This is a genomic window from Saccharopolyspora kobensis (assembly GCF_900108315.1).
In the GTDB taxonomy this organism is placed as follows: domain Bacteria; phylum Actinomycetota; class Actinomycetes; order Mycobacteriales; family Pseudonocardiaceae; genus Saccharopolyspora; species Saccharopolyspora kobensis.
The window spans coordinates 424,385-436,807 of record NZ_FNVB01000003.1; the positions used below are offsets into that span (position 1 = coordinate 424,385).

The following is a 12,423-nucleotide window of genomic DNA, read 5'->3' on the forward strand; positions in this document are numbered from 1 at the left end:
GCAGTCAGGACGCGATGCGCGGTGTTGTCTTTTCGGTGCTGGGGGTTTCGCGGAGGTGGCGGGTGAACTCCTTCAGGGCCGTGGTGACGTGCGCATCGTGGCGGCGGATGAAGACCGTCGGGACCGGTGTTGCGGAGTGCAGGCGGAGTCGGTGGCGCAGTCCGGAGCGGTCCACCAGTTCGCGGGGCAGCATCGTGATGCCGAGGTCTGCTGCCACGCAGCCGAGAATGCCTTCTGCCGAGCCGTATTCGAGGATCTTCGGTTCCACGCCGCGGGTTCGGGCGACGGATTCGAGCCTGCGCCGGTAGGAGCACCCCGCGCGGAACACGAGCAACCGAGGCGTGTGCAGCGCTTGGTCTAGGTCGCGGTGGCGCACCGCCGTGACGATCGCCAGCTCCTCGGTGAAGATCTCCTCCTCGTGCAGCTCCTGGTCATCGACGGGTCCGGCCACGAGTGCTCCGTCCAGGGCGTGGTCCTTGACCTGCGCCACCAGCGAGTCGGTGGGCCCGGTCAGCACGGACAGGTCCACCTCCGGCCAGGCCGCGGTGTAGGCCTCCAGGACCGGTGGCAGCCGGATTCCCGCCGTGGTCTCCATCGCCCCGATCCGCAGCGGCCCGCGGGGCGTCTCGTCCCGGACGATGCGGACCGCCTCGTCGGCGAGAGCGATGATCCGCCGGGCGCGGTCGAGGAACTGCTCCCCCGCCGCGGTCAGGGTGACTCCGCGCGCGTGCCTGCGGAGCAGTGCCGCGCCGAGCTCCCGTTCCAGCCCTGCCACGCGCGCGCTGACGCTGGACTGCACGGTGTGCAGCTCCGCGGCCGCGCGCGTGATGCCACCGGCGCGCGCCACCGCGGCGAAGATCCGCAGGTCGGACAACTCCACGCGATCACTCCCGCCCTCCGGGTTCGCGAGCGACGATGGCTGCGTTCGTCACTCATCGTTGGACACGATGCCAGGCGGAGCTTAGCGTTCACCTGGCACCGGATGCCCAGGGCGAGAGCGGGGAGAACAGCAGTGGCGGGACAGCGGACGCAGCAACGGGTTCAGGACTTCTGCGAGCGCTTCGGGCTGCGCGCGCCGATCCTGGAGGCGCCGATGGCCGGTGCCTGCCCGCCGGAGCTGGCGATCGCGGTCGCCGAGGCGGGCGGGATGGGCGCCAACGGCGTGGTGCTCGACCAGCCCGAACGCATCACCAGCTGGATGCAGCGCTTCCGCGCCGGCACCGACGGCCCGTGCCAGCTCAACATCTGGATCCCGGACGAGCCCGTCGACGCGCCCGAGCGGCAGCAGGCGGCCGAGCGGTTCCTGGCCGGTTTCGGCGAACCGGGCGAGGCCGCGGCGCCGGGCCCGGTCTTCGCCGAGCAGTGCGAGGCCATGCTGGCCGCCCGGCCCGCCGTCATCTCCTCGATCATGGGGCTCTTCGAGCCCGACTTCGTGGCGCGGCTGCACCGGGAGGGCATCGCGTGGTTCGCCTGTGCGACCAACCTCGCCGACGCGCTGGCGGCGCAGGAAGCCGGTGCCGACGCCGTCGTCGCCCAGGGCATGGAGGCCGGCGGGCACCGGGGCAGCTTCGACCCGCAGGTCGCCGAGCAGACCGACGTCGGCCTGTTCGCGCTGCTCCCGCACCTCGTCGACCACCTGCGCGTCCCGGTGATCGCGGCCGGTGGGATCGGCGACGGCCGCGGTGTGGCCGCCGCGCTGGCGCTGGGCGCGAGCGCCGTCCAGGTCGGAACCGCGTTTCTGCGCTCGCCCGAGGCGGGCATCCACGACGACTGGTCGGCGTCCCTGGAGGGCTTGCCGCCGGAGCGGACGGTGACCACCCGCGCCTACAGCGGCAGGCTCGGACGAGCAGTGCCCACGCCGTTCGTGACCGCCTGGGCCAGCGACGACGCACCGCTGCCCGCCCACTACCCGGTCCAGCGGCGACTCGTGGGCCAGTGGCGGCGAGGTGGCGCGGCCGGGGTCGACCGGGTCAACTACTGGGCGGGGCAGAGCGCGTCCCTGGCCGCTGCGGCACCGGCCGGCGAGATCGTCGAGCGCATGTGGGCCGACGCGCGCGAGCTGCTCGCCTGAGCTCACACCGCCTTGACCGGGACCCCGGCGGTCTCGAAGCGTTCGAGGAGTTCGGCGGGCGCGGCGGAGTCGGTCAGCAGCATGTCGATCGCCTCCGCCGGGCAGATGTGGGCGAACGCGGTGCGGCCGAGCTTCGAGCCGTCCGCGACGACCACGACGCGCTGGGCGCGCTCGGTCATGAGGCGGTTGGTGCTCGCTTCGCCCTCGTTGTGCGCGAAGGCACCGCGGGCCGGGTCGACGGCGTCCACGCCGAGGAACACCACGTCGAGCGTGATCTCCTCCAGCAGGTGGGTGCCGAGCGGTCCGGTGAGCTCGAAGGACTGCGGCCGCGCCACTCCCCCGGTCACCACGATCTTGACCTGGGGCCGCACCACCAGCTCGTTGGCGATGTTGAGGGCGTTGGTGACGATGGTCAGCGAGGTGCGCTCGCCGGCGTCGGCGAGATCCGCGCGGGCCACCAGGGCACGCGCGATCTCGGTGGTCGTCGTCCCGCCGTTGACGCCGACCACCGATCCCTGCGCGACCATCGCCGCAGCCGCCCGCGCGATGCGCCCCTTCTCGCGGGCGTTGCGGGCGGCTTTGTAGCGCAGCGGCAGGTCGTAGGCGATGTTCTGCGCCACGGCACCACCGCGGGTGCGGGTCAGCAGCTGCTGTTCGGCGAGGTGGTCGAGATCGCGGCGGACCGTGGCCGCCGAAGCGCCGAGCGCGGTGGAGATCTCCTCCACGGTGACCTTGCCGCGTTCGCCGAGCAGGTCGAGCAGCGCCGAGAGTCGCGCGTGCCGGTCCATCGATGGGCTCCTCTCCCGTGGAACGCGGGAACGATCAGACGGGCTCGATCGCGATGCGATCGGAGATCTCCTGCAGCACCCCGTCGTCGAGCGCTCCCGCGACCGGTGCCGCCGCAGCAGCCGCCGACCACGCCACGGCGCTGCGCAGCCGTTCGGGCCAGTTCTGCCGAGCCGCGATCCCGGCGGCGAAGGCCGCCACCGCCGCGTCACCGGCGCCCGTCGGGTTGCCGCTGACGGCGAAAGGCGGTGCGGCGCGCCAGCTTCCCTCGTCGGTCACCGCGAGCAACCCGTCCGGGCCGAGCGAGACGATCACCGCTGCCGCACCGCGTTCGCGCAGCTGGCGGGCGCCGGTGGCCGGATCGGCCTGGCCCGTGGTCTCGCGGAGCTCGACCGCGTTGGGCTTGACGAGATCCGCCCCGGCTTCCGCGGCGGCGAGCAGTGCGGGCCCGGTGGCGTCGACGATCGCGGGAACCGAACGGGAATGGGCGTCGCGGACCAGTTCCGCGCAGCTGTCCGCAGCCCGCCCGGGCGGCAGGCTGCCCGAGCACACCAGCACCGAGGCCTCGGGCAGCCGCGTGGTGAGCAGCTCCCGGAACCGCTGCCAGTCCGCTTCGGCCAGGTGGCTGCCGGGTTCGTTGAACAGGGTCGCCTCGCCGGAGGTGTCCTCCTCGGCGACCACCGCGATGGTCCGGCGGGTCGGCCCGGGAACCGGCAGCAGGAGGTGTTCGATCCCGGCGGCGTCGAGATCCTCGCGGATCGCATCACCGTGCACGCCACCGACCGGCGCGGCGACGAGCGTGCCGATGCCCTGGCCGTGCAGCACCCGGCTGACGTTGAGCCCCTTGCCGCCGGCGCGTTCGTGGACCTCGCGGACGCGGTGGGAGGATCCGGGGCTCAGGTGCGCGACGCGGTAGCTGACGTCCAGCGCCGGGTTCGGGGTGACGGTGATGATCATCCGGCCAGAACTCCGAGCAGGCGCGCGGTTTCCGCGGCCAGGGCGTCCTTCCCGGCCGTGAGGTACTTGCGCGGGTCGACCAGCTTCGGGTTGTCCGCCAGCACCTCGCGCACCGCCTCGGTGAACGTCTTGTTCAGGTGCGTGGAGATGTTGATCTTGGTCATGCCGCTGCGGATGGCGGTGCCCAGGTCTTCGTCGGACACGCCCGAAGAACCGTGCAGCACCAGCGGAACGGCCAGCGCCTCGCGCAGCCGCTGGATGAGGCCGAAGTCGAGCGCGGCGTCGCGGGTCAGCATCGTGTGCGAGGTGCCGACCGCCACGGCCAGCGCGTCCACACCGGTGGCGGCGACGTACTCGGCGGCCTCGCGCGGATCGGTGCGGGCTCCCGGCGCGTGCACGCCGTCCTTGCCACCGACCTCGCCGAGTTCGGCTTCCACCCAGATCCCGGCGTCGTGGCACCGGGCCGCCACGGCGCGCGTGCGGACCACGTTGTCCTCGTAGGCCTGCTTCGAGGCGTCGAACATCACCGAGCCGAACCCGAGCTCGATGGCCTCGTCCACCAGCTCCTCGGACTCGGCGTGGTCGAGGTGCACGGCCACCGGCACCTGCGACTTGCGCGCGCGGGCCAGCGTCGCGCGCGCGATCGGCTCCAGCGCGCCGTGGTAGCGCACGCAGTTCTCGCTGATCTGCAGCACCACCGGGAGGCCCGCGCGCTCCGCGCCCGCCACCAGGCCATCGGCGTGCTCCAGCCCGATGACGTTGAACGCACCGACACCGCGACCGGCGCGGACGGCGGTGTCCACGATGCTGCCCGTGCCGACCAAAGGCATTGCTGCTACCCCATTTCCGTGCGGTTGATCTTCGTCGCCGCCAGGTCGGCGGCCAGCAGTGCCGCGCCCAGGCTGCCCGCGCGATCACCGAGTTCGGCGGGCACGAGTCGCGGGGCGCGCGCGAGCGGCCAGTCGGCTTCCAACCGGCGCGACAGCGGGTCGAACAGCAGCGGCCCGGCTTGCGACAGGCCACCGCCCACCACGACGACCTCCGGCGCCAGCAGGGCGGTGAGCCAGATCAGCGCGCCGCCCAGCGCGTCGACGGCTTCCTCCCAGACCCCGGTCGCGATCGCATCCCCGGCGGCGACCCGCTGCGCCACCTCGGCCGCCCCCGCCACCGGGTCCGCGGTGCGCTCCTGGTAGCGCCTGCTGATCGCGGCCGCGGAGGCGACCGCCTCCAGCCTGCCCCCGGCGACCGGCACCTGGCCGATCTCCCCGGCGTAACCGCCGCCGGAGTGCACCCGGCCGTTCTGCACGTGCGCCGCCGAGATACCGGTGCCGACGGGCAGGAACACGGCATCCGCCGTCCCGCGCGCCGCGCCGAGCCGGTGTTCGGCCAGCGCTCCGGCCCGGACGTCGTGGCCGAAGGCCACCGGGAGTCCGAGCCGCTCGGCCAGCAGCGCCCGGAACGGCACGTCCGACCAACCCAGGTTCGCCGAGAACACCGCGACACCGCGGGATTCGTCGACGACTCCGGGCACCACGAGGCCCACGGCCGCCGGGGCGGCGTCCTCGGAGAGCTCGGCGACGAGCGAGCAGGCCAGTTCCAGCACCCGTTCGGCCCGCGGCGGCGTCGGGCGGTGCCGTTGCGCCAGCACCGCTCCCGACGCGTCGGCCAGGACCGCTTTCGTCCCGGTCCCGCCGACGTCGATGCCGATCACCGGCAGGTGCTCGGTCACACCTCGTCCAGGACGATCGACCGGGTCAGGTTGCGCGGGCGGTCCGGGTCGAGCCCGCGGTTCACCGCCGCGGCCACCGCGACCCGCTGCGCGAGCACCAGGTGCGCCATCGGGTCGCGCCGGCCGCTGTCGAGGTAGGCGGCTCCGGTGGCGGCGACCTCGGCGGCCAGGCCGGCCGGCGCCTCGCCGAACATCCAGGTCGTGCGGCCGGGTTCGGCGATGCTGATCGGTCCGTGCCGGTACTCCATGGCCGGGTAGGCCTCCGACCACAGGCCCGCGGCCTCGCGGACCTTCAGCGCCGCCTCGTGCGCCAGCCCGACCGTCCAGCCGCGACCCAGGAAGCTGATCTGCTCGCCGGCGGGCAGCGCGCCGAGCTCGGTCGCCAGCACCGCGCGGGCGTCTTCGACGGCGCCGGTCAGGTCCTCGCCGAGCGAGGCGCGGAGCAGGGCCAGCGCGGTCGTCGCGAACCGCGTCTGCACCACGGACTGCTCGTCGGCGAACTCCAGCGCGACCAGCTCGTCGCAGACCTCCGCGATGGGTGCGCCGGGAACGGCGGTGATGCCGACCGTGGGCACCGTGCCGCGCAGCTTGCGCAGGAGCTCGAGCACCTCGGTGGTGGTGCCCGAGCGGGTGATCACCAGCACGCGGTCGTAGGAGCGGCCCAGCGGCATCTCGGATGCGGGGAACGCGTCGGTGACGCCTTCGCCCGCGGCCTCCCGCAGGGCCGCGTAGGCCATGGCCATGAACCAGGACGTGCCGCACCCGGCCACGGCGACCCGCTCACCGCGCGCGGGCAGCACACCAGCCACCTCCCGGGCCAGCTCCGATGCGCGCAGCCAGCACTCCGGCTGGCTGTCGATCTCGCCGTCCACGAGGTATCCGCCAGACGCCATCAAGTCCTCCCAGACCCGTCGTTCTCCGTGGCGAGCACCGTCGAAGCGCGCCACATCGCCAGCCTAGATGCACAAAAGTGATTCAACAAGGAGTAGATCAATCAGTATCAATCACACGATCTTCACCCGTCTGCACGGCCCCGCTCCCGGGCGCCCACCTGGCGAAAGCCGTGCGTGATGCCGCAGGTACGCCAAGTCACGGATGCCGAAGAGCCTTCAGGCAATGCGAACTGAGGTAGTGACAGGCGCCACGAGGCACGTTAATAATGAGCCAACTTGCATGAAGTTGCTCGATAAATCCAACTAACGAGCAAACATGCGCAAGGGCTGAGTGAGGGAGAGCGACAGATGGCCCAGAAGCTCCGGAGGCGGCTGGTGCTCGCCGCGGGGACGTGCCTGGCGCTGCTGGCCGGCTGCGGTGCGCACGACACCGACGCCGGACGGGTGCTGCAGGTCGCGCAGTACCCCGATCCGGACGAGCTGAACTCGCAGCAGAACGCGGGCAGCCAGGTCTACATGGGACTGTGCGAGCCGCTGACCGGACTCGGGATCGCCGACGCGGGCGACATCCGGATGCGCGGCGCGGAGCGCGTGGACACCACCGACGGTCTGGTGTGGACGATCAAGCTGCGACCGGGCCGCGAGTTCCAGAACGGCGAGCCGATCACCGCGCAGACCTACGCCGACACCTGGAACGCGGTCGCCTACGGACCCAACGCGTACAAGGCGAGCTCCACCTTCAGCGTCATCGACGGCTACGCCGAGCTCAACGAGGACCAGCCGCAGCGCGACACGCTGCGCGGTCTGGAGGTGCTCGACGAGCTGACCCTGCGGGTCACGCTCACCCAGCCCGACTACGACTTCCCGAAGATCATCGCCTCCTACGCCGCGTGCCCGATCCCGAAGGACGGCCTGGCCGATCCGACCGCCTACTCGCAGGCGCCGGTCGGCAACGGCCCGTACCAGTTCGTCCGCTGGGACCGCAACGAGCGGATCGTGCTCAAGCGCTGGCACGACTACCAGGGCGAGGTGCCGCCCGGAGCGGCCGAGGAGATCCACTTCAAGATCTACCAGTCGCAGGACACCGCCTACCGCGACGTGCAGGCCGGTCAGCTCGACGTGCTGCGCAACCTGCCCGGCGGTCTGCTCAACGACGCCCGCAACCAGCTCGGCGACGAGGGCCTGTTCGCGATCCCGCAGCAGCGCCAGATCACCCAGATGCTGATCCCGGAGTACATCGAGTCGCTGAAGGATCCGCGGCTGCGCAAGGCGATCTCGCTGTCGATCGACCGCGACGCGATGGCCGGCGCGCTGCTGCGCGGCTCGGCGACACCCGCGCGCTCCCTGATCGTCGAAGCCGTCGGCCCGGCCTACCGGGCGGACGCGTGCGAGTACTGCACCTACGACCCGGAGCGCGCACGTCAGCTCGTCGCCGAGGCCGGCGGGTTCAAGGAACCGGTGTTCCTCTGGTACTCCAACACCGGCGGTGGCGGCGGCACCGAGATGTCCCAGATCGCGCTGGCCATCGCCAACGCGCTGCGGCAGGAGCTGGGCGCCGACGTCCGGCTGCGGCCGGTGCTGCCCGCGCAGCTCACGCAGGCGCAGAGCAGCGGCACGCTGACCGGCCCGTCGCTGAGCCTGTGGGGCGACATCTACCCCAGCCCCGACCAGTACCTGGGCATGTTCCGCGAAGGCGGCGACGGCAACGAGTACACCCAGTACGACAACCCGGCCGCCAACGAGCTGATCGCCAAGGCGCTGGCCACCGGCGACGAGCTGCAGGCCGCGCAGTACTGGCAGCAGGCCGAGGACCTCATCCTCGAGGACATGCCCGGCATCCCGCTCTTCTACCCGGGCATCTACGCCGCGCACGCGCCGTGCGCGAAACCGGGCACGCTCGGCGGCGATCTCCAGTACTACCTGACCGCGTTCGAGTGCGGCCCCGGCCGCGAGGAGTGAGGCCGCGACCATGCTCGGATACCTGATCCGCCGCATCGCGGCGATGCTGCCGGTGCTCTTCGGCGTGACGTTCCTGATCTTCGCGCTGGTCTACGCGATGCCCGGGGACCCGATCGCCGCGCTGGCCGGCGACCGCCCGCTGCCACCCTCCACCGTGGAGGCGCTGCGCGAGCGGTACCACCTGGACGAACCGCTGATCACCCAGTACCTGCTCTACATGGGCGGGTTGCTGCAGGGCGACTTCGGCACCGACTTCTTCGACCGCCCGGTGCTGGACATGATCGCCGAGCGGTGGCCCACCACGCTGCAGCTGGCGCTGACCGCCTGGGTGCTCAAGCTGGTGATCGGCCTCGCGGTCGGCATCTTCGGCGCGCTGCACCGCGGCCGCGCCGGGGACCACCTGGCGCTGGCGTTCACCGTGCTGTTCGTGGCCCTGCCCGGATTCGTGATCGCCTTCATGGCGCAGCTGGCGTTCGGCTTGAAGCTGGAGTGGTTCCCGATCGCGGGCATCGCCGAGGGCTGGCCGATGAGCTTCGTCCTCCCGGCGCTGGTGGTGGCGCTGGAGGCCGCCGCACCGCTGGCCCGGCTGACCCGGTCGAGCCTGGTCGACACGCTGGGTTCGGAGTTCATCCGGACCGCGCGGGCCAAGGGCGCGTCGCCGGGCCGCGTGGTGTGGGGGCACGCGCTGCGGAACTCGATGATCCCGGTGGTCACCTACCTCGGGCTCAGCCTCGCGGCGATGCTCGGCGGCGCCGTGATCGTCGAGAGCGTGTTCAACCTGCCCGGCATCGGCGGCCTGCTGGTGCAGGCGGTGCAGACCCAGCAGGGCACCATCGTGGTCGGCGTGGCGACCTTCATCATCCTGATCTACCTGCTGGTCAACCTGCTGGTGGACATCAGCTACGGAATCATCGACCCGAGGGTGCGCAATGGCTGACCGAACCGATCTCTCCCCCGCCCCCGCCGCGCCCCGCAGGCGGTTCACCCTCATCGGGCGGCTGCCGAAACCGCTGCGCGCACCGCTGTTCTTGGTGGCGGCGCTGATCGCCGCCGGTTACGTGCTGATGGCGGTGTGGCCGAGCCTGTTCACCTCCGCCGACCCGATGCACTGCGAGCTGCGGCTCAGCGGCGCGGGCCCGGCGCCGGGCCACCCGTTCGGCTTCGACATGCAGGGCTGCGACTACTTCGCCAACGTGGTGCACGGCGCCCGCCCGTCGATCGCGATCGGCCTGATCGTCACGGTCGCGACCTTCGCGATCGCCGCGGTCCTCGGCGCGCTGGCCGGCTACTTCGGCGGCGTCGTCGACGGCGTGGTCTCGCGCATCGCCGACGTGGTGTTCGGGCTGCCGATGATCATCGCCGCGATCGTGGTGCTCAACCTCTTCGAGGAGCGCACGGTCTGGACGGTGAGCCTGGTGCTGATCGTCTTCAGCTGGCCCGGCGGCATGCGCTACATGCGCGGCTCGGTGCTCGAGATCCGCAACCTGGAGTACGTGCAGGCCGCGCGCGTGCTCGGCGGCAGCCATCTGCGCATCATCGGCACGCACATCGCGCCGAACGCGCTGACCTCGCTGATCGTGCTGAAAACACTGGAGATCGGCGGCATCATCGCCGCCGAGGCGGCGCTGACCTTCCTCGGCATCGGGCTCCAGCCGCCCGCGATCTCGTGGGGTCTGCAGCTGTCCACCGCGCAGGCGCAGTGGCAGGCCAGCCCGCACCTGCTGATCTACCCCGCCCTGTTCCTGACCGGCGCCGTGCTGGCGTTCGTGGTCCTCGGCGACAGCTTGCGGGAGAGCCTCGACCCGAAGGGAAAGAAATCGTGAACGCCAAGGGGCGGCACCAGGCCGCTGTCCTCGACGTGCGCGGCCTCAGCGTCGACTTCCACACCGCCGCCGGCCGGCTGCACGCCGTCCAGGACGTCAGCTTCTCCGTCGGCGCCGGTGAAACCCTCGCCGTGCTCGGTGAATCGGGCTCGGGCAAGAGCGTCACCGCGCAGGCGATCATGGGGATCCTCGACACCCCGCCCGCCGAGATCGTCGGCGGCACCGTCGAGCTCGGCGGCCAGAACCTGCTGGCGATGCCGGACCGGCAGCGCCGCGCGGCGACCGGCTCGCGCGTCTCGCTGGTCTTCCAGGACGCGCTCACCGCGCTGAACCCGGTGCAGCCGGTGGCCAAGCAGATCGGTGAGCTGTACCGGCTGCACCGCGGCGCGACGCGGCGGCAGGCCTGGCGGCAGGCGGTGGAGATGATGGAGCGGGTGCGGATCCCCGCGGCGGCCAGCCGCGCCGGCGACTACCCGCACCAGTTCTCCGGCGGGATGCGCCAGCGCATCATGATCGCGATGGCGCTGGCGCTGGACCCGGAGGTGGTGATCGCCGACGAGCCGACCACCGCGCTCGACGTGACCGTGCAGGCCCAGATCCTCGACCTGCTCGCCGAGCAGCAGGCCGAGCGCGGGCTGGCGCTGGTGCTGATCACCCACGACCTCGGCGTCGCCTCCCGGATGGCCGACCGCGCGCTGGTGATGTACTCCGGGCGCGTCGTGGAGCACGGGCCGATCCGCGAGCTGTTCACCGCACCGGTCCACCCGTACAGCCAGGGCCTCGTCGACTCGATCCCGCGGCGCTCGCACCGCGGCGGGCCGCTGCCCGCGATCGGCGGGCTGCCGCCGAGCCTCACCGACCGGCCCGCGGGCTGCCGCTTCCACCCGCGCTGCGCCATCGCGCGCGAGCAGTGCGAGACGGTCGAACCGGGGCTGCTGCTGCTCGACGACGGCAGGCAGACCCGGTGCCACTACTGGGCGGAGGTCTCGTCGTGACCGAGCAGAACATCCTCGAAGTGCAGGACGTCACCAAGCACTACCGCAAGCGCGGCGGCGGGCGGTTCGGCCTGGCGACCGACACCGTCAAGGCCGTCGACGGCGTGAGCCTGCGGCTGCGCAAGGGCGAGGCGCTGGGCATCGTCGGCGAGTCCGGGTGCGGCAAGTCCACGCTGACCCGGCTGCTCACCGCGCTGGAGAAGCCCACCAGCGGGCAGGTCCGCTACCGCGGCATCGACGTCCACGGCGCGAAGGGCGCCGAGCGCACGCGGATGCGGCGCAACATCCAGATGGTCTTCCAGGACCCCTACGCCTCGCTCAACCCGCGCAAGACGGTCGGCTCGATCCTGGCCGAACCGTTCCGGATCCACCGCGACGCGGTGCCCGCATCGGGCCTGCGGCCGCGGCTGGAGCAGCTCCTCGAACAGGTCGGCCTCCGCCCGGACCACCTCGACCGGTACCCGCACGAGTTCTCCGGCGGCCAGCGCCAGCGCATCGGCATCGCCCGCGGCATCGCGCTGAACCCGGAGGTGCTGATCTGCGACGAGCCGGTCTCGGCGCTCGACGTCTCGGTGCGCGCGCAGGTCCTCAACCTGCTCGCCGAGCTGCAGCGCGAGCTGTCGCTGACCGTGGTGTTCATCGCGCACGACCTGGACGTGGTGCGGCACTTCTGCGACCGCATCGCGACGATGTACCTGGGCCGGGTCGTCGAGGAAGGCGACTGCGACGCGGTCTACGACAGCCCCTCGCACCCGTACACCCGGGCCCTGCTCTCCGCGATCCCGCGCCCCGGTTTCGACGACGAACCGGAGCAGGAGCGCATCGTCCTCGAAGGAGACCCGCCCTCGCCGATCGCACCACCGCCCGGCTGCCCGTTCCACACCCGCTGCTGGATGGCCCGCCCGGAATGCGCCCAGCAGGTCCCGGCCGCCCACGACCTGGGCGGCGGCCACACCTCCCACTGCCACTTCGCCCCCGAAGTCGCAACGGCCGATACCCGCGCGAAGCTCTGACCCCGGAACCCGGCGCCGCCACCCGCGGCGCCGGGTTCCGCGACCGAGCACCGCGCCGGTACCGGATTCGCCGCACTTAGACTCGCGCTTGATCGGCGCTGGGCCGGTCGGGCAACCGGAGGTGAGGTCGTTGGTCGCGTTGTCCCCGCTCGCCGAACGGTTGGGCAGCGCGGTTTCCGCTGCTGTGGAACAGGTTC

Annotated in this window: 12 protein-coding genes; 6 read left to right on the top strand and 6 right to left on the bottom strand. The window is 72.1% G+C overall.

Features of this window, described 5'->3' with window-relative positions:
- Positions 1–4: 4 nt before the first annotated feature.
- A complete protein-coding gene (locus tag C4T78_RS10490) occupies positions 5–880 on the bottom strand; it encodes a LysR family transcriptional regulator (RefSeq protein ID WP_093355684.1) in 876 nt (291 codons plus the stop codon).
- A gap of 132 nt (positions 881–1,012) precedes the next feature.
- Here C4T78_RS10490 and C4T78_RS10495 point away from each other — a divergent pair, with 132 nt between their 5' ends.
- Positions 1,013–2,071, top strand: coding sequence for an NAD(P)H-dependent flavin oxidoreductase (locus C4T78_RS10495; RefSeq protein WP_235863687.1), 1,059 nt, complete (start codon positions 1,013–1,015; stop codon positions 2,069–2,071).
- Positions 2,072–2,073: 2 nt separating this feature from the next.
- On the opposite strand, the gene C4T78_RS10500 is transcribed toward C4T78_RS10495, so the two are convergent.
- From C4T78_RS10500 to C4T78_RS10520, 5 genes are read right to left on the bottom strand one after another with little or no spacing between them, the layout of a single operon-like run.
- The gene (locus C4T78_RS10500) at positions 2,074–2,859 is read right to left on the bottom strand and encodes a DeoR/GlpR family DNA-binding transcription regulator (protein WP_093355689.1); all 786 of its coding nucleotides are present in this window, start codon (positions 2,857–2,859) and stop codon (positions 2,074–2,076) included.
- Positions 2,860–2,893: 34 nt separating this feature from the next.
- Entirely contained in the window at positions 2,894–3,814 is a 921-nt protein-coding gene (locus C4T78_RS10505; RefSeq protein WP_093355691.1) for a 1-phosphofructokinase family hexose kinase, read from the bottom strand.
- On the bottom strand, positions 3,811–4,644 hold the full coding sequence (locus C4T78_RS10510; RefSeq protein WP_093355694.1) for a class II fructose-bisphosphate aldolase: 834 nt from the start codon (positions 4,642–4,644) through the stop codon (positions 3,811–3,813). Before C4T78_RS10510 ends, C4T78_RS10505 begins: the two co-directional genes overlap by 4 nt.
- 5 nt (positions 4,645–4,649) lie before the next feature.
- Entirely contained in the window at positions 4,650–5,543 is an 894-nt protein-coding gene (locus tag C4T78_RS10515) for an ROK family protein (protein ID WP_235863688.1), read from the bottom strand.
- Complete coding sequence (locus C4T78_RS10520; RefSeq protein ID WP_093355696.1) at positions 5,540–6,436, bottom strand: SIS domain-containing protein; 897 nt, start codon at positions 6,434–6,436, stop codon at positions 5,540–5,542. The genes C4T78_RS10515 and C4T78_RS10520 overlap by 4 nt, the downstream gene beginning before the upstream one ends.
- A gap of 348 nt (positions 6,437–6,784) precedes the next feature.
- Here C4T78_RS10520 and C4T78_RS10525 point away from each other — a divergent pair, with 348 nt between their 5' ends.
- From C4T78_RS10525 to C4T78_RS10545, 5 genes are read left to right on the top strand one after another with little or no spacing between them, the layout of a single operon-like run.
- Positions 6,785–8,395, top strand: a complete 1,611-nt coding sequence (locus tag C4T78_RS10525; protein ID WP_093355699.1) for a peptide ABC transporter substrate-binding protein — start codon at positions 6,785–6,787, stop codon at positions 8,393–8,395.
- A gap of 10 nt (positions 8,396–8,405) precedes the next feature.
- Positions 8,406–9,332, top strand: a complete 927-nt coding sequence (locus C4T78_RS10530; RefSeq protein WP_093355700.1) for an ABC transporter permease — start codon at positions 8,406–8,408, stop codon at positions 9,330–9,332.
- Positions 9,325–10,218, top strand: coding sequence for an ABC transporter permease (locus tag C4T78_RS10535; RefSeq protein ID WP_093355704.1), 894 nt, complete (start codon positions 9,325–9,327; stop codon positions 10,216–10,218). Before C4T78_RS10530 ends, C4T78_RS10535 begins: the two co-directional genes overlap by 8 nt.
- On the top strand, positions 10,215–11,213 hold the full coding sequence (locus tag C4T78_RS10540; protein ID WP_093355707.1) for an ABC transporter ATP-binding protein: 999 nt from the start codon (positions 10,215–10,217) through the stop codon (positions 11,211–11,213). Before C4T78_RS10535 ends, C4T78_RS10540 begins: the two co-directional genes overlap by 4 nt.
- Positions 11,210–12,226: an ABC transporter ATP-binding protein gene (locus tag C4T78_RS10545; RefSeq protein ID WP_093355711.1), complete on the top strand. Its 1,017-nt coding sequence runs from the start codon at positions 11,210–11,212 to the stop codon at positions 12,224–12,226. Before C4T78_RS10540 ends, C4T78_RS10545 begins: the two co-directional genes overlap by 4 nt.
- The last annotated feature ends 197 nt before the right edge of the window (positions 12,227–12,423 follow it).